The 24,471-nt window shown below is 67.8% G+C and carries 23 protein-coding genes and 1 other RNA gene; 15 read left to right on the top strand and 9 right to left on the bottom strand.

The features are described from left to right. Positions 1-2: 2 nt before the first annotated feature. Complete coding sequence (locus V5G24_RS02645) at positions 3-641, bottom strand: flavin reductase family protein (protein ID WP_394079280.1); 639 nt, start codon at positions 639-641, stop codon at positions 3-5. Between the two features lie 75 nt (positions 642-716). Then, positions 717-2,351 carry an MFS transporter gene (locus V5G24_RS02640; RefSeq protein WP_394079278.1) on the bottom strand — a complete coding sequence of 545 codons (1,635 nt, stop codon included), beginning with the start codon at positions 2,349-2,351 and terminating at the stop codon, positions 717-719. Positions 2,352-2,524: 173 nt separating this feature from the next. Between V5G24_RS02640 and V5G24_RS02635 the strand changes: the two genes are divergently transcribed. From V5G24_RS02635 to V5G24_RS02595, 9 genes are all read left to right on the top strand, one after another. After that, the gene (locus V5G24_RS02635) at positions 2,525-3,406 is read left to right on the top strand and encodes an IclR family transcriptional regulator (protein ID WP_394079276.1); all 882 of its coding nucleotides are present in this window, start codon (positions 2,525-2,527) and stop codon (positions 3,404-3,406) included. 151 nt (positions 3,407-3,557) lie between these two features. Beyond that, the gene (gene hisB, locus V5G24_RS02630; protein ID WP_394079274.1) at positions 3,558-4,151 is read left to right on the top strand and encodes an imidazoleglycerol-phosphate dehydratase HisB; all 594 of its coding nucleotides are present in this window, start codon (positions 3,558-3,560) and stop codon (positions 4,149-4,151) included. A gap of 22 nt (positions 4,152-4,173) precedes the next feature. Further along, entirely contained in the window at positions 4,174-4,665 is a 492-nt protein-coding gene (locus V5G24_RS02625; protein WP_394079272.1) for a DUF2628 domain-containing protein, read from the top strand. Then, positions 4,662-5,306 carry an imidazole glycerol phosphate synthase subunit HisH gene (hisH, locus tag V5G24_RS02620; protein ID WP_394079270.1) on the top strand — a complete coding sequence of 215 codons (645 nt, stop codon included), beginning with the start codon at positions 4,662-4,664 and terminating at the stop codon, positions 5,304-5,306. Before V5G24_RS02625 ends, hisH begins: the two co-directional genes overlap by 4 nt. Next, on the top strand, positions 5,303-6,031 hold the full coding sequence (gene hisA, locus V5G24_RS02615; RefSeq protein WP_394079268.1) for a 1-(5-phosphoribosyl)-5-[(5-phosphoribosylamino)methylideneamino]imidazole-4-carboxamide isomerase: 729 nt from the start codon (positions 5,303-5,305) through the stop codon (positions 6,029-6,031). The genes hisH and hisA overlap by 4 nt, the downstream gene beginning before the upstream one ends. A gap of 124 nt (positions 6,032-6,155) precedes the next feature. Further along, a complete protein-coding gene (gene hisF / locus V5G24_RS02610; protein ID WP_394079266.1) occupies positions 6,156-6,932 on the top strand; it encodes an imidazole glycerol phosphate synthase subunit HisF in 777 nt (258 codons plus the stop codon). 28 nt (positions 6,933-6,960) lie between these two features. After that, positions 6,961-7,290 (top strand): phosphoribosyl-ATP diphosphatase, encoded by a 330-nt coding sequence (locus tag V5G24_RS02605; protein ID WP_394079264.1) that lies wholly within the window; start codon positions 6,961-6,963, stop codon positions 7,288-7,290. A gap of 25 nt (positions 7,291-7,315) precedes the next feature. Then, entirely contained in the window at positions 7,316-8,278 is a 963-nt protein-coding gene (gene coaA / locus V5G24_RS02600; protein ID WP_394079262.1) for a type I pantothenate kinase, read from the top strand. Positions 8,279-8,605: 327 nt separating this feature from the next. Then, positions 8,606-9,931, top strand: a complete 1,326-nt coding sequence (locus V5G24_RS02595) for an MFS transporter (protein WP_394079260.1) — start codon at positions 8,606-8,608, stop codon at positions 9,929-9,931. A gap of 194 nt (positions 9,932-10,125) precedes the next feature. Here V5G24_RS02595 and V5G24_RS02590 read toward each other — a convergent pair whose 3' ends face one another. The 7 genes from V5G24_RS02590 to V5G24_RS02560 form a co-directional block, all read right to left on the bottom strand. Continuing rightward, on the bottom strand, positions 10,126-11,625 hold the full coding sequence (locus tag V5G24_RS02590; RefSeq protein ID WP_394079258.1) for a DUF4167 domain-containing protein: 1,500 nt from the start codon (positions 11,623-11,625) through the stop codon (positions 10,126-10,128). A 528-nt stretch (positions 11,626-12,153) separates the two neighbouring features. After that, positions 12,154-13,029: a peptide chain release factor N(5)-glutamine methyltransferase gene (gene prmC / locus V5G24_RS02585; protein WP_394079256.1), complete on the bottom strand. Its 876-nt coding sequence runs from the start codon at positions 13,027-13,029 to the stop codon at positions 12,154-12,156. Then, a complete protein-coding gene (prfA, locus tag V5G24_RS02580; protein WP_394079254.1) occupies positions 13,026-14,108 on the bottom strand; it encodes a peptide chain release factor 1 in 1,083 nt (360 codons plus the stop codon). Before prfA ends, prmC begins: the two co-directional genes overlap by 4 nt. A gap of 30 nt (positions 14,109-14,138) precedes the next feature. Continuing rightward, positions 14,139-16,406 (bottom strand): phosphoenolpyruvate--protein phosphotransferase, encoded by a 2,268-nt coding sequence (gene ptsP, locus V5G24_RS02575; RefSeq protein WP_394079252.1) that lies wholly within the window; start codon positions 16,404-16,406, stop codon positions 14,139-14,141. Positions 16,407-16,483: 77 nt separating this feature from the next. Next, positions 16,484-17,743 carry an aspartate kinase gene (locus V5G24_RS02570; RefSeq protein WP_394079250.1) on the bottom strand — a complete coding sequence of 420 codons (1,260 nt, stop codon included), beginning with the start codon at positions 17,741-17,743 and terminating at the stop codon, positions 16,484-16,486. A gap of 323 nt (positions 17,744-18,066) precedes the next feature. Further along, positions 18,067-19,218: a 3-dehydroquinate synthase gene (aroB, locus tag V5G24_RS02565; RefSeq protein WP_394079248.1), complete on the bottom strand. Its 1,152-nt coding sequence runs from the start codon at positions 19,216-19,218 to the stop codon at positions 18,067-18,069. After that, positions 19,215-19,826 carry a shikimate kinase gene (locus V5G24_RS02560; RefSeq protein WP_394079246.1) on the bottom strand — a complete coding sequence of 204 codons (612 nt, stop codon included), beginning with the start codon at positions 19,824-19,826 and terminating at the stop codon, positions 19,215-19,217. The genes aroB and V5G24_RS02560 overlap by 4 nt, the downstream gene beginning before the upstream one ends. Positions 19,827-20,014: 188 nt before the next feature. Between V5G24_RS02560 and V5G24_RS02555 the strand changes: the two genes are divergently transcribed. From V5G24_RS02555 to V5G24_RS02530, 6 genes are all read left to right on the top strand, one after another. Continuing rightward, complete coding sequence (locus V5G24_RS02555; protein WP_394067366.1) at positions 20,015-20,158, top strand: histidine kinase; 144 nt, start codon at positions 20,015-20,017, stop codon at positions 20,156-20,158. Between the two features lie 10 nt (positions 20,159-20,168). Next, positions 20,169-21,122 (top strand): site-specific tyrosine recombinase XerD, encoded by a 954-nt coding sequence (locus V5G24_RS02550; protein ID WP_394079244.1) that lies wholly within the window; start codon positions 20,169-20,171, stop codon positions 21,120-21,122. A 280-nt stretch (positions 21,123-21,402) separates the two neighbouring features. Further along, positions 21,403-21,766: a transfer-messenger RNA gene (gene ssrA / locus V5G24_RS02545) on the top strand. 127 nt (positions 21,767-21,893) lie between these two features. Next, positions 21,894-22,619 (top strand): SspB family protein, encoded by a 726-nt coding sequence (locus V5G24_RS02540; RefSeq protein WP_394079242.1) that lies wholly within the window; start codon positions 21,894-21,896, stop codon positions 22,617-22,619. A 69-nt stretch (positions 22,620-22,688) separates the two neighbouring features. Then, the gene (locus tag V5G24_RS02535) at positions 22,689-23,948 is read left to right on the top strand and encodes a flavin monoamine oxidase family protein (protein ID WP_394079240.1); all 1,260 of its coding nucleotides are present in this window, start codon (positions 22,689-22,691) and stop codon (positions 23,946-23,948) included. Next, the gene (locus V5G24_RS02530) at positions 23,948-24,457 is read left to right on the top strand and encodes a dihydrofolate reductase (RefSeq protein WP_394079238.1); all 510 of its coding nucleotides are present in this window, start codon (positions 23,948-23,950) and stop codon (positions 24,455-24,457) included. The genes V5G24_RS02535 and V5G24_RS02530 overlap by 1 nt, the downstream gene beginning before the upstream one ends. Positions 24,458-24,471: the final 14 nt, after the last annotated feature.

Raw genomic sequence — 24,471 nt, 5'->3', positions numbered from 1 at the left:
AGCTATTCCACCGGCTCGGCCTGCCGCGACGCCGGTTGCGGGCGCGCCAGCTCGAACAGGTCGGTCGAGCGGGCATACCAGCCGGCGCCGTGCATGCGGCTGATCAGATCGAGACTCGGCGTATCCACATGGCCGCGCCCGGCATCGAGAATATGCGCGTCGGCAATATGGGCGCACAGCACCTGGGCGATCACCGCCACCTGATCGGGGCCGGTCACAACCGAGGAGACGGTGCGGCATTCGAAGGCCACCGGGCAATCGGCGATCCGCGACGCGGCGACCATGTCCCCAGGCACCACGCGCAGGCCTACGGCCCGCAGTTCGTCCACCTCGGCCGGCACCTCGGCGGAGGTGGCGTTCATCGCCGCCGCCATCCGTTCGGGCACTAGGTGGGCGATGAATTCGCCGGTGGCGAGAATATTGTGCGCGGTGTCCTTGAGGCCGCTGCGCGGATTGCGCAACAGGCCGATGGCCACGGTCGCGGGCTCGTGGCCCATCACATTGAAGAAGCTGAAGGGCGCCGCATTGTCGATCCCCTCGCGCGAGCGGGTGGTGATCCATGCGATGGGGCGCGGGGTGACGGTGGCGGTCAGCAGCTTGTAGCGCACGTCGGCCGCAAGCGCGGTCATGTCGAACAGCATAGGTCAGGTCACTCTTTCTGCGCGGCAGATCGGGAAAAGTGCGGGCCGCATGGCGCGGCCCGCACCAAGGGTGCCTCAGGCGTCGCGCGCCAGGGTCGGCCTGTTGGGGAGCAGGATCGAGCCGATCACGCAGACCACGGCCGTGATGACCACCGGATACCAAAGCCCCGCGAACACATCCCCCACCGAGAGCGACAGCCAAGTGGCGAAGAACGGCAGGAAGCCGCCGAAGATGCCGGCGCCGATATGGTAGGGGAAGGACAGGGCCGTATAGCGGATGTTCGCCGGGAAGAATTCCACCAGGAAAGACGCCACCGGGCCGTAGATCATCGCCACGATGAGGGTCATCGCCACCAGCAGCATCACGATATGCACCGTGTTGACCCGCGCCGGATCCGCCTTGGCAGGATAACCCGCCTCGGCCAGGGCCTTGCGATAGGCGGCGGGGTCGAAGCCCTGAACCGTCTTCCCGGCCACCGAGATCGCCACCTTCTGGCCTTCGAGAGGCGGCCCGTACTGGAAGTTGATGCCGCTGGAAATCAGCAGCTTCTTCGCCTGCACGCACGGCTTGAGGTGGTCAGGATGGGCATTGACCAGCGCCGCGACGAGGCCGAAGCGGCAGCCGTCGCTGGCGGCGTCGGCATGCACGGTGACAGGCGCGCTCTGCGTGACCGCGACAAGCTGCGGATTGCCGGCCTCCAGCAGCGAGGCGAACATCGGCCGGTACAGCAGCGCCGAAAGGGCAAGGCCCGTCATCATCAGCCATTTGCGGCCGATCTTGTCCGACAGCCAGCCGAAGAACACGAAGCTCGGCGCGCCGATCAGCAGGCCAATCGCCATCAGCACATAGGTGGTGTGCAGGTCGATCTTCACCACCTGCTGCATGAAGATCATCACGTAGAACTGGCCGGTGAAATAGGTGGAGCCCATGCCGGCGGTCACGCCGAACAGCGCGATCAGCACCAGGCGCAGGCTCGACCAGCGGCCGAACGTGTCCTTGATCGGGCTCTTGGAAAGGCGCTGCTCCGCCTTCATGCGGGCGAACACCGGGGATTCGTGCAGCTTGGCGCGCACATAGACCGAGAACGCCAGCATGGCGATGGAGATGATGAACGGCAGGCGCCAGCCCCAATCCTTGAAGGCCGCCTCGCTCATGGAGGCCTGGGTGCCCAGAATGACCACCACCGACAGGGCGAGGCCGATGGACGAGGTGATCTGGATCCATCCGGTCAGCAGGCCGCGCCGCTCAGGCCGGGAATGCTCGGCCACATAGACCACCGCGCCACCATACTCGCCGCCGACGGCGAGACCCTGGAGCAGCCGCAGGACCACCAGGGAGATCCAGGCGGTGTGCCCGATCGTCGCGTAGCTGGGCAGAAAGCCGATCAGTGCAGTGCTGCCGCCCATCATGATGATGGTGATGAGGAAGGTGTATTTGCGGCCCACCATGTCGCCGAGCCGGCCGAACAGAACGGCGCCGATGGGGCGGATGACGAAGCCGGCGGCCAGCGCACCCAGCGAGGCCAACAAGGCGGCTGTGGGATTGTCCGGCGGGAACAGCACCTGGCTCATGAACACGGCCAGCGAGCCGTAGATGAAGAAATCATACCACTCGAAGATCGTGCCCAGGGTCGAGGCCAGCACCACCTGCTTTTCTTCCGACCGCGTGAGGTCCCCCTCGACGCGATCCGAGATCGTTGTCGCATCCATCTGAAATCCCCTCGTTCTGGATCGGCTGACCGGGGCCAGCGCGTCCAAATTATCTATGATCAAATCATTATGATATTATCAAATTTTGCAAGCTTGAATTTTTTGCCGCCGTGGCCCAATATTTCAGCACCCCAAGAGACTCGTCTAAGATATTGTTTCAAAAGGATATTTCATTGGCATCGCCCCGTGGGCACAAGGCCGCGCCGCTTGGCGGGAGCAAAAGCTCTGACCAGCTGGTCCCGGCGGAAACCGCAAAACCGGAACGCGGCGCGCGGCGCGGCATCCAGTCCATCGAGATCGGTTTCAAGATCCTCGATTATCTCAGAACGATGCTGCGCCCGGTGCCGCTGAAGATGATCGCCGCGGGCACCGGCATGTCGTCCGCCAATGTCCATTATTATCTGGTGAGCTTCCAGGCGGTCGGCATCGTGCGGCAAGAGGAGGATACCGGCTGCTACGCCCTCGGCCCCTATGCCCTGAAGCTCGGCATGGCCGCCATCGAGCAGTTCGACGTGTTCACCGCCGCCCGCCCGGTCATGACCGACCTCGCCAATACGGTCGGCCAGACGGTGTTTCTCGGCGTGTGGGGCAACCGGGGACCCACCATCGTCTATCGCGTCGAGAGCGGCGGGGCCCGCCAGATCCTGGAGCTGCGCGTCGGCAGTGTGCTGAGCCTGCTGCGCTCCGCGCTCGGGCGCAATTTCCTGGCCCATCTCCCACGCACCGCGACCGAGGCCCTGCTCTCGCAGGAACTGGCGGAAGAGGCGCCGCGCTCAAGCCGGCTCAAGACCGACGATACGCCCACCAATCTGGCGGAAATCGAGGAGATGGTCGCCACCATCCGCGCCAACGGCATGAGCCGCTGCCGGGACGCCCTGCTCCCCAATTTCACGTCGCTCTCGGCGCCGATCTTCGACCAGACCGGATTCATGACGGCCGCGATCACCCTCATGGGGCCGGTCGGCACGCTCGACGACAGCCTGGACGGATCGGTGGCGCAGGCCCTGCGCAGCCGATCGCGGGCGATCTCGGCAACCGCCGGCTGGAATAGCTGAGGCACGTTGCGCGCCGGTGTCCGGAGTGTCGGTAGGCCGAGGGTCGGTGCGAAGCGTTGCCCGGCCGAACGCCGCGCTGGCGCTGTCACACCTTCGCCATATGGCATTGCAGCACCTTACCTGCTAGAAGGCGCGGCCTTGGAGGAGTTCCATGCGTCAGGCCGAGATCGTTCGCGAAACGAAGGAAACGAAGGTGCGCCTTTCCGTCGATCTGGACGGAACGGGCAAGGCATCCATTGCAACCGGCATCGGGTTCCTGGACCACATGCTGGACCTGCTCGCGCGCCACGCCCGCTTCGACCTCGACATCAAAGCCGACGGCGACCTGCACGTGGATTTCCACCACACCACCGAGGATGTGGGAATCGTGCTCGGCCAGGCGGTGAAGCGCGCGCTCGGCGACATGCGCGGCATCACCCGCTATGCCGACCTGCACCTGCCCATGGACGAGACGCTGACCCGCGTCGCGCTCGACATTTCCGGCCGGCCCTATCTGGTGTTCCGCACCAGCTTTTCGGCGCCGAAGATCGGCGAATTCGACACCGAGCTGGTGCGCGAGTTCTTTCAGGCATTCGCCTCCAATGCCGGCGTGACGCTGCATGTGGAGACTCTGTATGGCGACAATAATCACCATATAGCGGAAAGCTGCTTCAAGGGTCTGGCCCGCGCGCTGCGCGCGGCGGTGGCCATCGACCCTGCGGCAGCCGGTGAAATTCCCTCCACCAAGGGTGCCCTCGGCACCTGAGGCAGGCGACGGAGCACGCAACATGGCCATCTGGACCGTCCTGACCAAGGAAACGGCCGGCGACACCGCGCTCGCGGCGGCCGACCGGGTGGTGTTCGTGCGGGAGAAATTCTCCTGGACGGCGCTGCTGTTCGCCCCCTTCGTGCTGCTCGGCCACCGGCTGTGGCTCGCGTTCGGGGCCTATGTGCTCGCCTCGCTGGCGATTGGCCTTGCCGAAGTGCTGCTGCGCCTGCCGGAGGATGTGAGCTTCGTTCTGGGCGTCGGCCTGCACGTGCTGGTGGCGTTCCAGCTCGCCGACCTGCGGATCTGGAAATTGCGCCGCATCGGCTATATGGAGGCCGGCACCACGGTCGCCCGCGACATCGACGAGGCGGAGCGGCGCTTCTTCAAATATTGGACCCCGCCGCGCCCACCGCAGCTCCAGGGCCCAATGATCCGGCCCCAGCCCGCCACTGCCGCGCCGGGCTTCGGCGCTCCCATCATCGGTTCGTTCCCGGAGCCGCGCGCATCATGAATGTGGCCATCGTCGATTACGGCTCGGGCAATCTGCACTCCGCCGCCAAGGCGCTGGAGCGTGCCGCCAACGGCCTCGGCGCGAACGTGATCGTCACCAGCGATCCGGACATCGTGCGCGATGCCGACCGGGTGGTTTTGCCGGGCGTCGGCGCCTTCGCCGATTGCCGGCGCGGGCTCGATGCGGTGGACGGCATGGTGGCGGCGCTGGAAGAGGCGGTGCACGGACGCGGGCGGCCGTTCCTCGGCATCTGCGTCGGCCTGCAATTGCTGGCCGAACGCGGGCTGGAACATGGCGTCACCGCCGGCCTCGGCTGGATCAAGGGCGAGGTGGACCGCATCGCCCCGTCCGATCCGGCGCTGAAGATCCCGCACATGGGCTGGAACACCCTGACCCTCGCCCGACCCCATCCCCTGTTCGAGGGCATTCCCACCGGGGAAAAGGGGCTGCACGCTTATTTCGTCCATTCCTACCAGTTCGTCCTCGCCGACCCCGCCGATCTCGTCGCCACCACCGATTACGGCGGCACGATCACGGCGGCCGTGGCGAAGGACAATGTGGCGGGAACCCAGTTCCATCCCGAAAAGAGCCAGACCCTCGGTCTCGCCCTGCTCGCCAATTTCCTGAAGTGGCGCCCGTGATCCTGTTTCCTGCCATCGACCTGAAGGACGGCCTCGCCGTGCGCCTCGAACAAGGCGACATGGACCGCGCGACCGTGTTCAGCCGCGACCCCGCGTCCCAGGCGGCCGAGTTCGAGACCCTGGGCTTCCGCTATCTCCATCTGGTGGACCTCAACGGCGCCTTCGCCGGCCATCCGGTGAACGCGGCGGCGGTGGACCGCATCCTGGAGACGGTCTCGATCCCGGTACAGCTCGGCGGCGGCATCCGCGACCATGCCACCATCGAGGCGTGGCTGGAAAAGGGCGTCACCCGCGTCATCCTCGGCACCGCCGCCGTGCGCGATCCGGAGCTGGTGAAGGAAGCGGCGAAAGCCCATCCCGGCCGGGTGGCCGTTGGGCTCGATGCGCGCGACGGCCGCGTCGCGGTGCAAGGCTGGGCGGAAAGCTCCGACGTCTCGGTGGAAGACATCGCCCGCCGGTTCGAGGATGCCGGGGTTGCCGCCATCATCTTCACCGACATCGCCCGCGACGGGCTGATGAAGGGATTGAATCTCGATGCCACGATCGCACTCGCGGACGTGGTGAATATTCCGGTCATCGCCTCCGGCGGGCTCGGCTCGCTGAGCGATGTGGAAGCGCTGCTGGAGCCCCGGGCGAAAAAGCTCGCCGGGGCGATTTCCGGCCGCGCGCTCTATGATGGGCGGCTCGACGCACGCGAGGCGCTGCAACTCATGGCCGGGCACTGAGCCCGACACCTGCCGCTGCGGTAGGATGGAAATCGCCGTCGCGATGCACCATTTTACCCGCAAAAGATGACATCAAGTTTGAATTCGGCCATAGGTTTGCGCCGCACGCTCGAGTTGTTCCACCATGCTCAAAGTCCGCGTCATTCCCTGCCTGGACGTGAAGGACGGCCGCGTCGTCAAGGGCGTCCAGTTCGTCGATCTGCGCGACGCCGGCGACCCGGTGGAAGCCGCGCGCGCCTATGACGCCGCCGGCGCGGACGAATTGACCTTCCTCGACATCACCGCCAGCCACGAGGATCGCGGCACCATCCTGGACGTGGTGCGCCGCACCGCCGAGCAATGCTTCATGCCCCTCACCGTCGGCGGCGGCGTGCGGACGGTGGAGGATGTGCGCACCCTGCTGCACGCGGGGGCTGACAAAGTCTCCATCAACACCGCCGCCGTGAACCGCCGCGCCTTCGTGGGCGAGGCGGCGGAAAAGTTCGGCGAGCAATGCATCGTGGTGGCCATCGACGCCAAGAAGGTGAGCGCCCCCGGCGAAGCGAACCGCTGGGAAATCTTCACCCATGGCGGGCGCAAGCCCACCGGGCTCGACGCCATCCAATATGCCCGCGAGGTCGTCGACCTCGGCGCGGGCGAAATCCTGCTCACCTCCATGGATCGCGACGGCACCGGCATCGGCTTCGATGTCGCCCTAACCCGCGCGGTCTCGGACGCGGTGCATGTGCCGGTGATCGCCTCGGGCGGCGTCGGCGCGCTCGATCACCTGGTGGAAGGCGTACGCGACGGCGGCGCCGCGGCTGTGCTCGCCGCTTCCATCTTCCATTTCGGCACCTTCAGCGTGGGCGAGGCCAAGGCCCATCTGGCGCGGGCCGGCCTTCCCGTGCGCCTCGATACATGAGGCTGCCGGCGTTCCACTGGACAGGACAATGACTGACGCGCGCGTAACCCTTGTCGATTTGGAACAGATCGTGGCCGCCCGCGCGGCCGCGACGGCGGAAGCGTCCTACACCCGGTCCCTGCTCGACAAGGGGGTGGCCAAATGCGCCCAGAAGCTGGGCGAGGAAGCGGTGGAAACGGTGATCGCCGCACTTTCCGAGCCGCCGGCCGCGCTCGTCGCGGAAACCGCCGATCTGCTTTACCATCTCGCCGTCCTTCTCCACGCACGGGGCGTTCCGCTCGATGACGTCCACGCCGAACTCGCCCGACGCACCGCACGATCCGGTCACGACGAAAAGGCCGCGCGACCCCGCGGCTGACGCTTCGACGACAAGGAGACGCCAGATGGACCAGCAGGTCGATCCCGGCCTTTCGCCCTATCGCACCTTCTCCCGCGAGGAATGGGCGGTGCTGCGCCAGGACACCCCCATGCCGCTGCGGCAGGAGGAAATCATCCGCCTCCAGGGCCTGAACGACCGCCTGTCCATCAGCGAAGTGGAGGAGATCTATCTTCCGCTCTCGCGCTTGCTCTCGCTCTATGTGGGCGCGACGCAGAAGCTGTTCCGCGCCATGAGCCACTTCCTGGACCACGGCAACAATGGCGACGGCAAGATGCCCTATATCATCGGCGTCGCCGGGTCCGTGGCGGTGGGCAAATCCACCACCGCGCGCGTGCTCCAGGCCCTGCTCGCCCGCTGGCCCAATACCCCCAAGGTGGACCTCGTGACCACCGACGGCTTCCTTTTGCCCAATGCGGTGCTGGAGCGCGAGGGGCTGATGGAGAAGAAGGGTTTTCCGGAAAGCTACGACCTGCCGCTGCTGCTGCGCTTCCTCACCGACATCAAGGCCGGTCGCCGGCCGGTGCGGGCGCCGCTCTACAGCCATTTCTTCTATGACGTGATGCCCGACCAGCGGGTGGAAGTGGACCGCCCCGACATCCTCATCGTCGAGGGGCTGAACGTGCTCCAGACCGGTCGCCTTCCGCGCGACGGCAAGGAAATCCCGTTCGTCTCGGACTTCTTCGACTTCTCGGTCTATATCGACGCCGACGACGACATTCTCCAGCAATGGTACGTGGAACGCTTCATGCGCCTGCGCTCCACGGCGTTCATGGACCCCATGTCCTATTTCCATCGCTATTCCAAGCTCACGGAGGAGGAGGCCAAGGCCACCGCCCTCTCCATCTGGCAGCGCATCAACCTGCCGAACCTGCAGGAAAACATCCTGCCCACCCGCCAGCGCGCCGACCTGATTCTGCGCAAGGCGGGCGATCATGAGATCGCCGAAGTCAGCCTGCGCAAACTGTAACGCTGAGCCCGGCGGCGGTCGGCTGTCGAAGCGCGGGGCTGCAACCCTCGCTATCTACATCCCCATGGGTAAATTCACGAAAAGGTGACGGTAATTCGCGCGCACGCTCTGCTGCGCCGCACAACGCCGCCGCGCCTCCGGCAAAATTCAATCGTTTCAAAAGAAACCGCAGCGACGCCCGCCACCTCTGCCGCTACGTCATACTTTCCTGGCGCCGAGCCGGCTCGCGAACCACCCTCCGCCTCACCCAGCGGCATGTCGCAGCGCGGCATTTACACCGTCCCGATCGGGCCTAGCATCAAAAAAAACCGAATTGGGAGGAAGTGAATGCTCGAGTCCAAGAGCACCGCGCGCCTGAAGCGCACCCAGACCCTCACGCTGGCCCTGCTGGTGACCGCGGGGGTGGTGAATTACGTGGACCGCGCCACGCTCGCGGTGGCCAACCCGCTGATCCGCGAGGAATTGCACTTTTCCATCGGCGAAATGGGGCTGCTGCTTTCGGCCTTCCTGTGGGCCTACGCCTTCTCCCAATTGCCTGCCGGCGCGCTGATCGACCGGTTCGGGCCGCGCCTGTCGCTCACGGTCGGGCTCACCTGCTGGTCGCTCGGGCAGATGCTCGGCGGCCTGGTGCAGAATTTCTGGCAGTTCGCTGGCGCACGCTTCATCCTCGGCATGGGCGAGGCGCCGCACTTCCCCACCTGCGCCCGCATCTCGCGCGACTGGTTCAACATCCGCCAGCGCGGGACCGCCACCGGAATATGGAACAGTGCCTCCTCGCTGGGCACGGCGATCGCGGTGCCGGTACTCACGCTTTTGATGCTCTCGTTCGGCTGGCGCTGGATGTTCGTCGCCATGGGCGTCGCAGGCCTGGCCTTGGCGTGCGTGTATTTCCTGGTCTTCCGCAATCCCGAGCAGGCCAATCTGACAGCGGAGGAAAAGGCCTTCCTGAAGGAGGGCGACCCGCTGGACGCGCCCGCCCGCGTCACCTGGGCGGACTGGAAGCGCCTGTTCGCCTTCAAGACCACCTGGGGCATGATCGCCGGCTATTTCGGCTGCATCTATGTGACCTGGCTCTACACCGCCTGGCTGCCCGGCTATCTGGAGATCGAGCGGCACTTCACCATCTCGAAGACCGGCTGGGTCGCCACCATCCCGTTCGCCTTCGGCGTGCTCGGCGCGGTTTCGGGGGGACGCATCGTCGACGTGCTGGCCCGTCGCGGGGTCGATCCCATGATGGCGCGCAAATATCCCATGGCGGGCGCGCTGGTGCTCACCGCCCTGTTCACCCTGATCGCCGCCGAGGCGCCGAGCGACATCCTGGCGATCGCCTGCATCTCCGCCTCGCTCTTCCTGGTCTATTCCTGCTCCTCGTCCGCCTGGGCCATGGCCTCGGTGGCCGCGCCGGCCAATTGCACCGCCTCCATCGGCTCGGTGCAGAATTTCGGCGGCTATATCGGCGGCGCGCTGGCGCCCACGGTCACCGGCTTCATCGTCCAGTCCACAGGCACCTTCACCCCGGCGCTGATCACCGGCTCCGTGGTCGCCCTCGCGGCGGCGATCATCTATTGGATCCTGGTGCGGCACCCGATCCCGTCCCTGTCCGTCGCGCTGCCCGGCAAGGGGGCGATGCTCGCCGGCACCCCCGCCGAGTGAGGTCAACGGGCCATGAGCTTGGCTCGTGGCCTCCGGACGCGGCGCGGGAGCGACACCCTCTCGCATCGCGCGCGGGTCGGTCCTCGGCGTGGGATGTCCCTGTCGCCGCCGCTTCGCCCCATCCGCCAATAAAAAGGCCCGGCATTGCCGGGCCTTTCGCGTTTCAGTGCTGCGGCAAGGTCACTCGCCAAAGATCACTCGCCGAGGCTCGGCTCCACGTCGCTGGGCGCCTGGTTCGCGGCCTCCTCGGCACGCTCGGCGCGGGTGCGATAGCGGCGGCGACGGCGGAAGGGCGCGGCTTCCTCGTCCGTACCAGCGGGCGCCTCGGGAGCGGCGCCCTCGGAAGCGGCCGGCGCAGCGGCCACGTCGGACGGCTCCGAGGCGACGCTCGCCGCCGGGGCGGGAGCGGGCTCCGCTGCAAGGGCAGCCGGCGCGGGCGCCTCAGGCGCAGGGACGGCAGGCGCCGGCTTCGCAGCCGCAGGCGCTTCCTCAAACGGCAGTTCGGCGACGGGACGCTCCGCCGGGGCGGGAGCTGCCTCCTCCGTCGGACGCGGCGCGCGTTCCGCACGGGCCGGACGCTCCCGCGCCTCCTTCAGCGGCAGACCGCCGGTGATGAAGGACGGCAGGCCGAGATCGGCCGCCTCGGGGCGTTCCTCGCGCGGAGCGCGGGGCGGACGCGGCGCATAGCCCTGCCCTTCCTCCTCGCCGCGCGGGGCGCGGGGCGGACGGGCCGCATAACCCTGCTCATCCTCGGCGCGGGGCGCGCGCGGCGGGCGCGGGGCATAGGCCTGCCCTTCCTCCTCGCCGCGCGGGGCGCGGGGCGGGCGGGCCGCATAGCCTTGCTCATCCTCGGTGCGGGGCGCGCGCGGCGGACGCGGCGCATAAGCCTGACCCTCCTCCTCGCCGCGCGGGGCGCGGGGCGGACGGGCCGCATAACCCTGCTCGTCCTCGGCGCGGGGCGCGCGTGGCGGACGCGGCGCATAGCCCTGCCCTTCCTCCTCGCCGCGCGGGGCGCGGGGCGGACGGGCCGCATAACCCTGCTCATCCTCGGCGCGCGGCGCACGCGGCGGGCGGGGGGCATAGCCCTGCTCGTCCGAACGCGGGCGATAATCGCGCGGCGGCTGCTGCTGATAGCCTTCGCCACCCTCTTCGCCGCGACGCTGATAGCCGCCCTGGCGATTGTCCCTCGGCTGGCGATCATCGCGCGGCTGGCGATCGTCCCTCGGCTGGCGATCCTCGCGGGGGAAACGGTCGTCGCGCGGCGGGCGCGGCTGGAACTGCGCCTCGCGCGCATAGGGCTGCTGCTGAGGCTGGGCCTGGGGCTGCTGCTGGCCCTCGCCGGCCGCATTCTCCTCGCCGTCCTCGTCCTCCTGATCCTCATTGCCGAAGCCGGGCTGCGGCTGGGGCGCGAACTGGCCCTGCAGGGAGGCGATCAGGCGGATGTAATGTTCAGCATGCTGGAAATAGTTTTCCGCAGCCACATGATCGCCCGAGGATTGGGCATCACGGGCCAGCTGGAGATATTTCTCGGTAATGTGATGGGCGGTGCCGCGCACCTTCATGTCGGGACCGTTGGACTCATAGACCCGCGTCAAGGGGTTGGAGCCGCGGCGATTGTTATTGTTATTATTATTGTTGTTATTGTTATTATTGTTGTTACGGCCGCGCGGACGCTTCTGCTGACCATTTCTCATCTGAATCGTTCTCTACTCGCTCGGCGCTCATCGCCGTTCTGCGTCCGGTCCGCTCGGACGGGTGCCAGAAAGGCGCCCGCCGCGGCCGGGTTCAAATCCGTCGGGGTGTCGTCAACCACGAACGCGAGCTGCGCCCGCGCTCCTTCCAAACCCACACCTGATGCCAGTTCGGATCTGTTCGACCATGAGCCCCGTTCCGCGCAAAACGCGCGGCCAGCCAAGCCATTTCTCGACGCTACCGTTAGCGGCGCAACCGTTCTCGGCATGCGTGCGAGACAGTGGGTATTCGATCGTCCCGTGAAGGAATGCCGTGACGCAACATCGGTGCGTCATCAACTTTCGCCTGCCACACCCCCGAAACAAAATTCCAGTTTCAGGCGCGGGCCTCAACCATGCGGACCGAAGCCCCGGTACGATTCCTGCCAAGGACACTAGCCAGTTCGCTTACCCCTTCCAAGCGGTTTTTTCGCGGCGGCGCCTCAAATAACCGATGATCCACGGGTTACCGGTCACCATTGGCGCACCCGATCAGGGTGCCCGCAGCACCAAAGCGCGCGGAATGCCGCCGAGATCCGGCCGCGCCGGAGCCTCCGCGAGCAGGCCTTGCGCCCGCGCCAAAGCAGCAACATCGGCCTCTTGCCCGATGCCCAGTTCGAGCACGGCAATACCCTGCGGCGCCAGCAAGCGTGGCAGTGCAGCAAGAATCGCGCGATAAGCATTGAGCCCGTCGGCCCCGCCGTCCAGTGCCGGCGCGGGATCGAACAGGCGCACCTCGCGCTCCAGCGCGGGCAGATCGCCGCTCGGAATATAAGGTGGATTGGAGACCACGAGGTCGAACGGACCTTCCAGATCCTGCGCCCAGTCGCCGATCCGCACCACGCTGCGCCCCGCCAGACCCAGTCGCGCCAGATTGTCGCGGGCGGTGCGCGCGGCCCCGACGGAGCGGTCCACGCCCACCCCGAACGCCTGCGGCAGCTCGCTCAGCAACGCCGCGAGAATAGCGCCGCTGCCGATGCCGAGGTCCAGCACCCGCAGCCGCGCGTCCCGCCGCGCGCCCAATGCGGACAAAGCCGCTTCCACCAGTGTCTCGGTATCGGGGCGCGGCACCAGCGTTTCGTCCGAGAGGCGAAACGGGAGGCTCCAGAATTCCTTCTCGCCCAGAATGCGGGCCACCGGCTCGCCGGCGAGGCGCCGGTCCACCCGCGCCTCCACAGCGGCGAGGGCGGGCGCGTCCACCGGCACATCGCCGTCCAGCCGCAGATCGGCCGGCGCCACCTGAAGCGCATCGGCGAGCAGCAGGCGTGCGTCCAGATCGGCGCTCTCGATGCCGGCGGCGCGGAGCCGGGCCGCGAGCGCACGACGCACCGCCGCGCGGCTCGGGGCGCCGGCGGCCGCCCTGCTCAATTGCTGTCCGCCGAGGCCATCAGCTCGGCCTGATGCTCGGTGACGAGCGCATCGATGATCTCGTCCAAAGCGGTGCCCGCGATCACTTCCTCCAGCTTGTAGAGGGTGAGGTTGATGCGGTGATCGGTCACGCGCCCTTGCGGGAAATTATAGGTGCGGATGCGCTCTGAGCGATCGCCCGAGCCCACTTGTCCGCGCCGGTCCGCCGCGCGGCCGGCCTCCTGGCGCTGGCGCTCGCCATCCAGCAGGCGCGAGCGCAGGAGCGCCATGGCGCGCGCCTTGTTGCGATGCTGGGAGCGCTCGTCCTGCACCGCCACCACGAGGCCGGTGGGCAGATGGGTCAGGCGCACCGCGCTTTCGGTCTTGTTCACGTGCTGGCCGCCGGCACCCTGGGCGCGATAGACGTCGATGCGCAGATCGCTTTCGTTCAGCTCCACGTCCACTTCTTCCGCCTCGGGCAGCACCGCGACGGTGGCGGCGGAGGTGTGGATGCGGCCGGAGGTCTCGGTCGCCGGCACCCGCTGCACGCGGTGCACGCCGGATTCGAACTTCAGCCGGGCGAAGGCGCCGCGCCCGTGGATGGCGGCGATCACTTCCTTATAGCCGCCCATGGTGCCCTCGCTTTCCGAGAGGATTTCCACGGTCCAGCCCTTTTCGGCGGCATAGCGGGCATACATGCGGAACAGATCACCGGCGAACAGCGCGGCCTCGTCGCCGCCGGTGCCGCCGCGCACTTCCAGGATGATGCCGCGCTCGTCCATGGCGTCCTTGGGCAGCAAGGCGAGGCGCACCGCCTTTTCCAGCCGCTCGATTTCGCCCGTCAGCCGCTCCTGCTCGCTTTCCGCGAGCGCGCGCATTTCCGGGTCGCCGCCCGCTTCCGCCGCGAGGTCGCGCGCTTCGGCAAGGCCCCGCTCGGCGGCTTTCAGCGCCTGCACCTGCTCGACCACCGGGGTGAGATCGGAAAACTCGCGGCCGAGCCGCACATATTCGTCACCTTCCGCACCGGCGGAAAGCAAAGCCTCCACCTCGCGGTGGCGGGCGACCAATTGTTCGAGCTTGGCGAGGGGCAGATCACTCACAAGACACACCGCACGACAGGAGAAACCCGCTCAAAGCAGCAATCCGCTCTGTTCGGCGAAGGCCCGCAAGGCGCCGCGCACGTCCACCGTGCCGGTCGTATCCGCCAGCAGCGGCAGCAGCACGGCGCGCGCGGCCTCCACATCGAGCCGCAGCAAGGTGGACTTCACCGGGCCGATGGCCGCCGGGGATAGCGACAGCGCCCGATAGCCGAGGGCTGCGAGGGCGATGGATTCCAGCGGGCGCGAGGCAAGCTCCCCGCACAGGGTCACCGGCTTGCCGTGGCGCGCGCCAGCCTCCGCAACCATGCGGAACGCCCGCAGCGCCGCCGGCGAGAGCGGATCGAACCGTTCCGCGACCCGCACATTGGCGCGGTCGGCGGCGAACAGGAATTGCACCAAATCGTTGGAGCCGACGGAGAGGAAATCCACCCGCGAGAGAATCTCGTCCAGCTCGAACAGCAGCGAGGGCACCTCGACCATGGCGCCGACGAACACCCGCTCGGGCAGCACATGGCCGTGCTTGCGCAGATGGGTCAGCTCGCGCTCCAGGATCGCCTTCGCCTGGTCGAACTCGCCCGCGGTCGCGATCATGGGGAACATGATGCGCAAATCGCGCCCCGCGCCCGCGCGCAGCAGCGCCCGCAATTGGCTGCGCAGCAGGCCGGGCCGATCCAGGCCGAGGCGGATCGCCCGCCAGCCGAGCGCCGGATTCTCCTCCTCCACCGTGCGCATGTAGGGCAGCACCTTGTCGCCGCCGATATCGAGCGTGCGGAAGGTGACCGGCCGTCCGGCGGCGGCATCGAGCACCGCGCGGTACAGGTTCAGCTGTTCCGAGATGCGCGGGAAGGTGGAGGCGATCATGAACTGGAGTTCGGTGCGGAACAGGCCGATGCCCGAGGCGCCGGTTTCCGCGATATGCGGCAGGTCCACCAGCAGGCCGGCATTCAGATGCAGGTCCACCTGCACCCCGTCGCGGGTCACCGAGGGCAGATCGCGCAGCGCGGCATATTGCGCCTGCCGGCGGGCGCGGAAGCGCGCCTTCTCGGCATAGGCCGCCTCGACATCGCCGGGCGGCCGCAGATGCACTTCGCCCGCCTGCCCGTCGACGATCACCGGATCGCCGGGATCGGCGAGGCCGGCGGCATTCTCTACCTGTCCGACCGCCGCAATCCCAAGCGCCCGCGCGACGATGGTGACGTGGCTGGTGGTGCCGCCTTCTTCCAGGATCAGGCCGCGAATGCGCGTACGGTCATAATCCAGCAGCGCGGCGGGGCTCATGTTGCGGGCGACCAACACCGCGTTTTCCGGCAGGTCGGTCCGGTCGGAGGCGCGGCCGCGCCCGGTCAATTCGCGCAACAGGCGGTTGGCGAGATCGTCGAGATCGTGCAGGCGCTCGCGCAGATAGGGATCGGATGCGCGCATGATGCGGGCCCGGGTATCCGACTGCACCCGCTCGACCGCGCCTTCCGCGGTGAGGCCGGACATGACCGCCTCGCGCATGCGGTGCATCCAGCCCCGGTCGTGGGCGAACATGCGATAGGCTTCGAGAATCTCGCGATGCTCGCCGGCCTTGGAGAGGCCGTCATCCTCCAGCAGCAAATCGATGGAGGCGCGCAGCTTGCCGATGGCGCCGTCGAGCCGCACCACTTCCTTCTGCACGTCGTCGGCGATCACATTGGTGACGACGATGCGCGGCTCGTGCAGCACCACATGGCCGAGGCCGAGCCCGTCCGCCAAGGCGATGCCGGTGAGATGCAGCGGCCGGCGCACCGCCGGTTCCGCGCCCGGCTTGGCGAGCGCGGTCAGTTCGCCCGAGGCGATCATCTCCGCCAGAACCATGGCGGTGGTCTGGAGCGCCTCGATCTCCTCTTCCGCATAGGTGCGGCGGGCGCGATTCTGCACCACCAGCACGCCCAGCGTGTTGCCGGCCCGCAGGATCGGCACGCCGAGGAAGGAGTTGTAGATTTCTTCGCCGGTTTCCGGGCGGTAGGAATATTCCGGATGATGCTGGGCGTCGGAAAGCGCGAGGGATTCCGCCTCGCGCGCCACATGGCCGACGAGGCCCTCGTCCACCCGCATGACGGTCAAGTGAACCGCATCGCGGTTCAAGCCTTCGGTGGCATATAGCTCCAGCGTCTGGTCGACGCGCAGCACATAGACCGAGCACACCTCCGCCACCATGTTGGCGGCGATCAGGACAACGATCTTATCCAGGCGGTCCTGGGCGCTGACCGGCTCCGCCATGACTTCGCGGAGACGTCTTAACAGCACCCGAGGCCCGCCAAGCGCGCCACGCATCGGCCGCATCCTTCAAGAGTTGCGAGGCGTTCTCACCTCGTATGATCGCCGATGACCCGCCCCCGCAGTCTCGATTATCAGCTATCCAGACCGTATAGCGAATGGAGAGTCCGCACCGCAAGTTCGGTATAGGCAGCGTCGATCAGGATCGAAATCTTGATTTCCGACGTGGTGATGGCGCGGATGTTGATTCCCTTGCCCGCGAGCGCGCGGAACGCATCCGCCGCGACGCCCGCATGCGAGCGCATGCCGATGCCGATCACCGACACCTTGGTGACGTCGGTCGCCCCTTCCAGCACCTCGAAGGCAATGGAATCGCGGGCCTTTTCCAGCGCCGCGCGGGCCCGGTCGTAATCCGCCGAGGGCACGGTGAAGGTGATGTCTGTGAAGCCGTCCGCCGACACGTTCTGCACGATCATGTCCACATTGATGTGGGCCTCGGCCAGCGGGCCGAACACGGCGGCGGCGATGCCGGGCTTGTCGGCCACGCGGCGAATGGACACCTGCGCCTCATCCTTGGCGAAGGCGATGCCCGTCACCACCTGCGATTCCATCTGGTTTGCCACGATTTCCTCCTCGTCGCAGATCAGCGTGCCCGCCGCCTCGACCGTGCTCATGTGCGGGGCGTCGGGGTCCTCGAAGCTGGAGCGCACGAAGGTCCGCACCTTGTGCACCATGGCCAGCTCCACCGAGCGCACCTGCAACACCTTGGCGCCGAGCGACGCCATTTCCAGCATTTCCTCGAACGCGATGCACTTCATGCGCTTGGCGCGCTGCACCACGCGCGGATCGGTTGTATAGACGCCGTCCACGTCGGTATAGATGTCGCAGCGTTCCGCGCCGATGGCAGCGGCCAGCGCCACCGCGCTGGTGTCCGAGCCGCCGCGCCCGAGGGTCGTGATGCGCCCCGAGGGCAGGTGCATGCCCTGGAAGCCGGCCACCACCGCCACCTCCCCCGCGTCGAGCGCCGCGCCCAGCGCCGTGCCGTCGATCTCCAGGATGCGGGCGGCGCCGTGGGCCTCGTCGGTGGAAATCGGCACCTGCCAGCCCTGCCAGGACCGCGCGCTCAGCCCCTTGGCCTGGAGCGCGATGGCCAGGAGACCCGACGTCACCTGCTCGCCGGACGCCACCACGGCGTCATATTCGCGCGCATCGTGCAGCGTGGAGGCCTCGCGGCACCAGGCGACCAGCTCATTGGTCTTGCCGGACATGGCGGAGACCACGACAACGACACTGTAGCCGGCCTCCACCTCGCGCTTCACATGGCGCGCGACATTCTGGATACGTTCGATATTGGCGACGGACGTGCCGCCGAACTTCATGACAAGCCGAGCCATGGCTCGCATTCTCTCTAACAGGGGCTGTGGGATCAGGGTTCAGCCGGCATCGAGTGCCGGGGGCCGTCATCGGCGATACGCGGGCGCGGTGCGCCGGTCTCGCGTTCAGGCGCGCGTCATTTTCGCGCGCATTTGCCCAGGCCGCGCCGCGGGGCGCAGTGTGGAACACAGATGATGGCGGCCGTCTGGCACATTCCCTGACCCTCCCCGCGCCCGGTTGAACGACACGGGTTCTTGAAAAGTGGCCGCCTCCATAGCGCTCCCGCACGCTTCGGGCAACTCCGGCGTTGCGCGCGCGCCGGCGCCGCGCCCGCTTGCACCATCTATGCCTTGCGCATCTGCTCCAGGAACGCGCGCACGTCGCCGCCGTCCACATCCTTCGCGATGAACGCTGCGCCGATGCCGCGCACCAGGATGAAGGTCAGCGCGCCGCGGCTCACCTTCTTGTCCTGGGCGATCAGCATCATCAGCCCGTCGGTGTCCGGCAGGTCGCCCGGCACGTCGGCGATGCGTGTCGGCAGGCCGAGGGATTCCAGATGGCGGGTGGCGCGCACCACGTCCTGCCCGGTGCACAGGCCGAGCCGGGCCGAGAAGGCAAACGCCAGCGCCATGCCGATGGAGACCGCTTCGCCATGCAGCAGGCGGTTCGAGAAGCCGGCGCCCGCCTCCAAGGCGTGGCCGAAGGTGTGGCCGAGATTGAGCAGGGCCCGGTCGCCGGTTTCCTTTTCGTCGCGGGCGACGATGGCGGCCTTGGCGGCGCAGCTTGCCGCCACCGCCTCCACCCGCGCGTCGCCCCCGGCCAGAACCTCGGCGCCGTGCGCCTCCAGCCAGTCGAAGAAGGGCGCATCGCCGAGCAGCCCGTATTTGGCGACTTCCGCATAGCCAGCGCGCACCTCGCGGGGCGGCAGGGTGTCGAGCGCTGTGGTGTCCGACACCACCAGCACCGGCTGATGGAACGCACCGACCAGATTCTTGCCCTGGGGAGAATTGATGCCGGTCTTGCCGCCGACCGAGGAATCCACCTGCGACAGCAGCGTGGTCGGCGCCTGGACGATATCCACCCCGCGTCGCACCACAGCGGCCGCGAATCCCGCGAGATCGCCCACCACGCCGCCGCCGAGCGCCAGCACCAGGTCGCGCCGCTCGATGCGGGCCGCGATCAGCCCCTCGGTGACCTGCTCCAGGCCCTTGTAGCTCTTGGACTTCTCGCCCGGCGCCACGATCACGGCGGAATGGGCGATGCCCGCCGCCCCGAGCGCCGCCTCGACCGTGCCGAGATGTCGTTCGGCCACATTCTCGTCGGTGACGATGGCCACCCGCGCCCCCGGCCGCAAGGCGGCGATGCGGGTGCCGATCCCGGCGAGCAGGCCTGGCCCGATCGCAATGTCATAGGGCCGGCCGGCGAGATCGACCCGCACGATTCGCGCGCCAGCCTCGGAAGCAATGGGGGAAGACGCGGCGGAAGGGCTGGTCATGGGGTCTGGTCCTGGATCGGCGCGAAGTGGCGCGTCACGGCGGCGATCACTTCTTCCACCACGGTTTCATGCACGACGTCACGCGATTCGACCCGCACGTCGGCAAGGGCATAGATGTGGCCGCGCGCGGCCAGCAAGGCGGCGAGTTTGGCTTCCGCATCGCCCTGGGCGAGCAGCGGCCGGTCGTTGCGCTTCTTCACCCGGCGCAGCAGCGTGTGAAGGTCCGCCTCCAGCCACACCGAGACGCCGGCCGCCGAGATGGCGGCGCGGGTGTCCGCGCGCATGAACGCGCCGCCGCCGGTGGCGATGACCATGGGTCCGGATTGCAGCAGGCGGGCCACCACGCGTTGCTCGCCCTCGCGAAACTCGGCCTCGCCGCGACGCGCGAAGATTTCCGGAATGCTCATGCCGGCGGCGCGGACGATTTCCTCGTCCGCATCCACGAACGGCAAAGCGAGGCGCTTGGCGAGGCGGCGGCCGACGGAGGATTTCCCCGCGCCCGGCATCCCCACGAGCACGATCGAACGGCGGCCGAGCAAGGCCAGCAGCGCGCCATTCGGCGCCGGCTCCGGCATCGCCCCCGACTCTCGCTCGCTCTCGCTGGTCAAAGATCCCTCCGTCCGCACGCATGGCTCCAAAATGGGCGCGAAGCGCGAAAAAAGCGCACTAGCATTGCCGTGGCGGGGGGGCAATGGCGGTTGAAAGAGGCGCGCGCGCATGTCACCTGTGCAAGACGCGGCGCCGACCGGCGATTCGCGTGGAACGCAGGCAAGACAGAACGCAGGTAAATCGCACCGTGCCCAGTCTGATCCGCCTCCTGGCGGCGATCGCCGTCCTTGTAGCCCTGGTTTATGGCGGCGCCTATTGGCTCGCCACCAAAGTGGAACCGGTGACGCGGGACGTGACCATCACCGTGCCCAACGACCGCTTCCAGAAATGAGACGCGGGCGATGATCAAGGCCGGCACCTCCCGCACCGGCCTTTCCGGCAGCGGGCCGCTGGCCCTGTTTCTCGACATGCAGGCGGTGGAGCGCGGCGCCAGCGCCAATACGCTCGACGCCTATCGCCGCGACCTCGAGGATTTTTCCACGTTCCTCGCCGCGCGGGGCGAGACCGTCGCGGCCGCCGCCACCCCGGTGCTGCGGGCCTATCTCGCCGATCTTTCCGCGCGCGGCTTCAAGACCACCACGGTCGCGCGCCGGCTTTCCGCGATTCGCCAGCTCTACCGCTTCCTCTATGCCGAGGGCCACCGCAGCGGCGATCCCGCCGCCGTGCTGGAAGGGCCGAAGCGGGCGCGCCCCTTGCCGAAGGTGCTGAGCGTGGAGGAGGTGGGCCGGCTGATCGACACCGCCCATGCCCGCGTCGCCGAAGCCGAGGGGGACGGGGAGACGCTGCGCCGGCTGCGGGTCGCCTGCTGCATCGAGCTTCTCTACGCCACCGGCCTGCGCATTTCCGAGCTGACCGCCCTGCCGGCCGCTGCCGCGCGCAGCCGCTCGGATGCCATCATCGTCACCGGCAAGGGCGGCAAGGACCGGCTCGTGCCCCTGAGCGGACCGGCGAAGGCGATCATGGCGGCCTATCTGGACGCGCGCCGCGCCGCCGGGCTGGATGCCTCCAAATGGCTGTTTCCCACCGGCGCGAAATCCGGCCACGTCACCCGCCAGCAGACCGCGCGCGAGCTGAAGGACCTCGCGGTGGCGGCCGGCCTCGACCCGGCCAAGCTCTCGCCCCATGTGATGCGGCATGCCTTCGCGAGCCATCTGCTGGCCCACGGGGCGGACCTGCGGATCGTCCAGACCTTGCTCGGCCATGCGGATATTTCCACCACCCAGATCTACACCCATGTGCTGGACGAGCGGCTGAAGCAGATGGTGCGCGACCTGCACCCCCTGTCGGAAGGCTAGGGCCGATCGACATTTTGAGCCTGAAGCCATTGCAGCAGAGCTGCGTCATGCACGGGCTCGTCCCGTGCATCCACGTGGCACCGCTGGCACCGGCTTTTCAATTCCAGCGTGGGCGGCCCGGCGTGGGTGGCCGGGACAGGCCCGGCCATGACCGCTGGTGAAAATGAAGACAATGGCCCGCACCTGCCGTCAGTCGCCTCGACGATGCACCCTGCCGCTGACTATCGATCCTTCCCAGACGCGGGGCAATCCGCCGCCGTCGCGGGAAAACCCCCGCTTGCCCCTTTCATCATGCCGGGCCGGCGCCTATATTCATCGCGCTGGCGCAAGCCAGATATGGCGATAAATGGTTGTCGGAATAAGCCTTTCGGACCCGGGGGCAGTACCCGGCGCCTCCACCAGAACCCGTGATTTCGCAAGGCTTTGCGGGTTGCGGCGGGGGCGAAATAGGATCGACGAGGGTGTAAAGGGCTTTCTTTCGCTCGGCATGGTTCCGCCGATATCGGGCCGACCTATAGTTGCGAATGACAACTATGCTCCGGTTGCCGTTGCCGCGTGAGCGGTAAAGGTACCGAAATAAAAGTCCTACCGGGTAGCACTGGCTAGGCGGGGTTCGGAGGCACCTGGCAACAGAAGCCTCCACTTCCTCCAAGGGCCGGCCGGACCTGCGGGGAAGGGATGGGTCTCATGACCGTGGCGGACGGGCGACATGCCTTCCGTAGCGCTTAAGTCTCGTCTTGCATCGGGCACCGGCCGCGAGCATCGCACCCCATGTCTTCGGTCGATCATATCCGGTACGATCTTCTGGCGCAGGAAGCCCTGCGCGGCGTCGTGCGCCGCGTGCTTTCCGACGTCGCCCGCGACGGCCTGCCGGGCGACCATCATTTCTACGTCTCCTTCGATCCCCGCGCCCCCGGCGTGCGGCTCTCGCAGCGCATGCGCGAGAAATATCCCGAGGAGATGACCATCGTCCTCCAGCACCAGTTCTGGGACCTGAACGTGAGCGAGCACGCCTTCGAGGTGGGCCTTTCGTTCGGCGGCATTCCCGAGCGGCTGCTGGTGCCCTTCTCCGCGCTCAAGGGCTTCTTCGACCCCTCGGTGAGCTTCGGCCTCCAGTTCGAGCTGGCGGGCGGCGAGGAGATCGAGGCGAGCGGCGAAACTGCTCCGGCGGAAGCCCCCACCCGCCTGCCGGGCGCGGGCGCCTCGGTGCGCCCCCTGCGCGGCGCGGGATCCGAGCCGGCGCTCGCCACCGCCAAGATCGGTGGCAAGGGCGAAGGGGAGCACAACGACGGCGTGCTGGCCATGAAGTCCATCTCTCCCGACATCGCCAGCGCCACCAGCAAGGTTTCCGCACAGGACACCTCTCCGGATGCGGCCAAGGGCGGCGCCGAGGACGGCGGGAACAGCGGCAAGGACGCCACCAAGGAGACCGCCAAGGATGAGCGCCCCTCCGGCGGCGCCGAAGTGGTCCGGCTCGACGTCTTCCGCAAGAAGTGAGGCGATACGCCCCGCGCCGCACGCGCCTTCCCTCCTGCTTTGCGTCCTCTTTCGCGCGCGGATCGGCCCATGAGCATGGTTGATGTCGCCGTGATCGGCGCCGGCGTGGCCGGTCTTGCGGCGGGACGGGCCCTGGAGGGCAGCGGCCTTTCGGTCACGATTCTCGAGGCCGCCGGCCGGATCGGCGGACGCGCCTTTACCGATACCGCCAGCTTCGCGCAGCCGTGGGACCTCGGCTGTCACTGGATGCATTCGGCGCTCGACAATCCCTTTGTCGCGATGGCCGACCGGCTCGGCTTTTCCTATCGCCGGTCCACCCAGCATTATATCCGCAAGCTGCATCTCGGCACGCGCTGGGCGGACGACGACGAGCGCGATGCGGCGGTCCGCGCCGTGGAGGCGGCCTTCGAGGCCATGACTGCGGCGGGATTGGCGGGGCGCGATATCCCCGCATCCGACGTGATCCCCGATGCCGACCCATGGAACCGCCTGGTGCGCCATTGGATCGCGCTGATGACGGCCGCCACCCCGCAGGATATCTCCACCCTCGATTTCGCCCGATATCACGACGGCGGCGAAAACTGGCCGGTGGTGGAAGGCTATGGCGCGCTGGTGGCGGCGCAGGCCTCCGGTTTGAAGGTGACGCTGAACTGTCCGGTCCATCTTGTGGATTGGTCAGGGGCGGGCGTGCGGCTCGCCACCGCGAAGGGCGATGTGACGGCACGGGCGGTGATCGTCGCGGTTTCCACCGATGTGATGGCGAAGGGGCATCTGCGTTTCGCGCCCGCCTTGCCGCCGGAACTCGCCGAAGCCATGGCGGCGCTGCCGCTTGGGGTCTCGGAAAAGGTCGCGTTCGGCTTCGACCGGGATGTGTTCGGCTTTTCCGAGCGGGCCGGCATCAACACCATCGATCTGACGCGGCCCGACCGGCCGCCGGTGAATTTCCAGATCATCCCCGGCGCGCGGCCTCTCGCCATCGCCCATCTGGGCGGCGCGAGCGGGCGGGCGCTGGTGGAGGCCGGGCCGCAGGCCATGGCCGATTTCGCCCTAGCGGGACTTTCCGACGTGTTCGGCGCCGACATCCGCGCGCGCGTCACCGCCTGGCGCAGCACCTCCTGGGCGCGCGATCCGCACATCGGCGGCGGCTATTCCTGCGCGCTGCCGGGCAAGGCGCATGTGCGCGGGCGCTTGTTCGCGCCTTTGGCGGAGCGCATCCTGTTCGCCGGCGAGGCCGTGTCGGAGCATGCCTTCTCCACCTGCCACGGCGCCCACCTCTCGGGACAGGCGGCGGCGCGGTCCGTGATCTCCCTGCTGAAAGGCGCCGGCTGATGCTTCCCCTCGCGCACATCGTGGCCGTGGCCGAGAACGGAGTGATCGGCAGAAACCAGACCCTGCCCTGGCATTTGTCGTCCGATCTCAAGCGCTTCCGCGCCCTCACCTGGGGGCGGCCGCTGCTGATGGGGCGGAACACCTTTCTCTCCATCGGGCGGCCGCTGCCGGGGCGGATCTCCATCGTCCTGACCGGCGATCCGGCGTTCACCGCGGAAGGCGGCATGCGGGTCGGGCGCGATCTCGGGGAAGCGCTGACCCTGGCGGAAGCGGCGGCGCTGGAGCTTGGCGCCGAGGATATAATGGTGATCGGCGGGCGGCGCGTGTTCGCCGAGACCCTGCCGCTGGCGAGCACCATCCATCTCACCCGCGTGCATGCTTCCCCGCCGGGCGACGTGCTGCTGCCGCCCTATGATCCGGCGGAGTGGCGCGAGGTGGAGCGCGACGGCCCGATGCAGGGGCCGAAGGACGATTTTCCCTTCTCCTACATCACGCTGACGCGGGATTGACCCTGCCCCTGCCC

Origin of the sequence: Roseixanthobacter finlandensis (assembly GCF_043195105.2) — a bacterium.
Taxonomy (GTDB): Bacteria; Pseudomonadota; Alphaproteobacteria; order Rhizobiales; family Xanthobacteraceae; genus NCEH01.
The sequence above is the reverse complement of the archived record's forward strand: the minus strand, read 5'-3'. Positions and strand labels throughout refer to the sequence as shown.

Excerpts from the sequence above, each read along its gene's own strand:
- V5G24_RS02535 (WP_394079240.1), top strand. The coding sequence starts at position 22,689 with ATGAGCATGGTTGATGTCGCCGTGATCGGCGCCGGCGTGGCCGGTCTT.
- ptsP (WP_394079252.1), bottom strand. The coding sequence starts at position 16,406 with ATGCGTGGCGCGCTTGGCGGGCCTCGGGTGCTGTTAAGACGTCTCCGC.
- V5G24_RS02530 (WP_394079238.1), top strand. The coding sequence starts at position 23,948 with ATGCTTCCCCTCGCGCACATCGTGGCCGTGGCCGAGAACGGAGTGATC.
- V5G24_RS02605 (WP_394079264.1), top strand. The coding sequence starts at position 6,961 with ATGACTGACGCGCGCGTAACCCTTGTCGATTTGGAACAGATCGTGGCC.
- V5G24_RS02640 (WP_394079278.1), bottom strand. The coding sequence starts at position 2,351 with ATGGATGCGACAACGATCTCGGATCGCGTCGAGGGGGACCTCACGCGG.
- V5G24_RS02625 (WP_394079272.1), top strand. The coding sequence starts at position 4,174 with ATGGCCATCTGGACCGTCCTGACCAAGGAAACGGCCGGCGACACCGCG.
- V5G24_RS02590 (WP_394079258.1), bottom strand. The coding sequence starts at position 11,625 with ATGAGAAATGGTCAGCAGAAGCGTCCGCGCGGCCGTAACAACAATAAT.
- hisB (WP_394079274.1), top strand. The coding sequence starts at position 3,558 with ATGCGTCAGGCCGAGATCGTTCGCGAAACGAAGGAAACGAAGGTGCGC.
- coaA (WP_394079262.1), top strand. The coding sequence starts at position 7,316 with ATGGACCAGCAGGTCGATCCCGGCCTTTCGCCCTATCGCACCTTCTCC.
- hisF (WP_394079266.1), top strand. The coding sequence starts at position 6,156 with ATGCTCAAAGTCCGCGTCATTCCCTGCCTGGACGTGAAGGACGGCCGC.
- hisH (WP_394079270.1), top strand. The coding sequence starts at position 4,662 with ATGAATGTGGCCATCGTCGATTACGGCTCGGGCAATCTGCACTCCGCC.
- V5G24_RS02540 (WP_394079242.1), top strand. The coding sequence starts at position 21,894 with ATGTCTTCGGTCGATCATATCCGGTACGATCTTCTGGCGCAGGAAGCC.
- V5G24_RS02595 (WP_394079260.1), top strand. The coding sequence starts at position 8,606 with ATGCTCGAGTCCAAGAGCACCGCGCGCCTGAAGCGCACCCAGACCCTC.
- aroB (WP_394079248.1), bottom strand. The coding sequence starts at position 19,218 with ATGACCAGCCCTTCCGCCGCGTCTTCCCCCATTGCTTCCGAGGCTGGC.
- V5G24_RS02645 (WP_394079280.1), bottom strand. The coding sequence starts at position 641 with ATGCTGTTCGACATGACCGCGCTTGCGGCCGACGTGCGCTACAAGCTG.
- V5G24_RS02570 (WP_394079250.1), bottom strand. The coding sequence starts at position 17,743 with ATGGCTCGGCTTGTCATGAAGTTCGGCGGCACGTCCGTCGCCAATATC.
- V5G24_RS02550 (WP_394079244.1), top strand. The coding sequence starts at position 20,169 with ATGATCAAGGCCGGCACCTCCCGCACCGGCCTTTCCGGCAGCGGGCCG.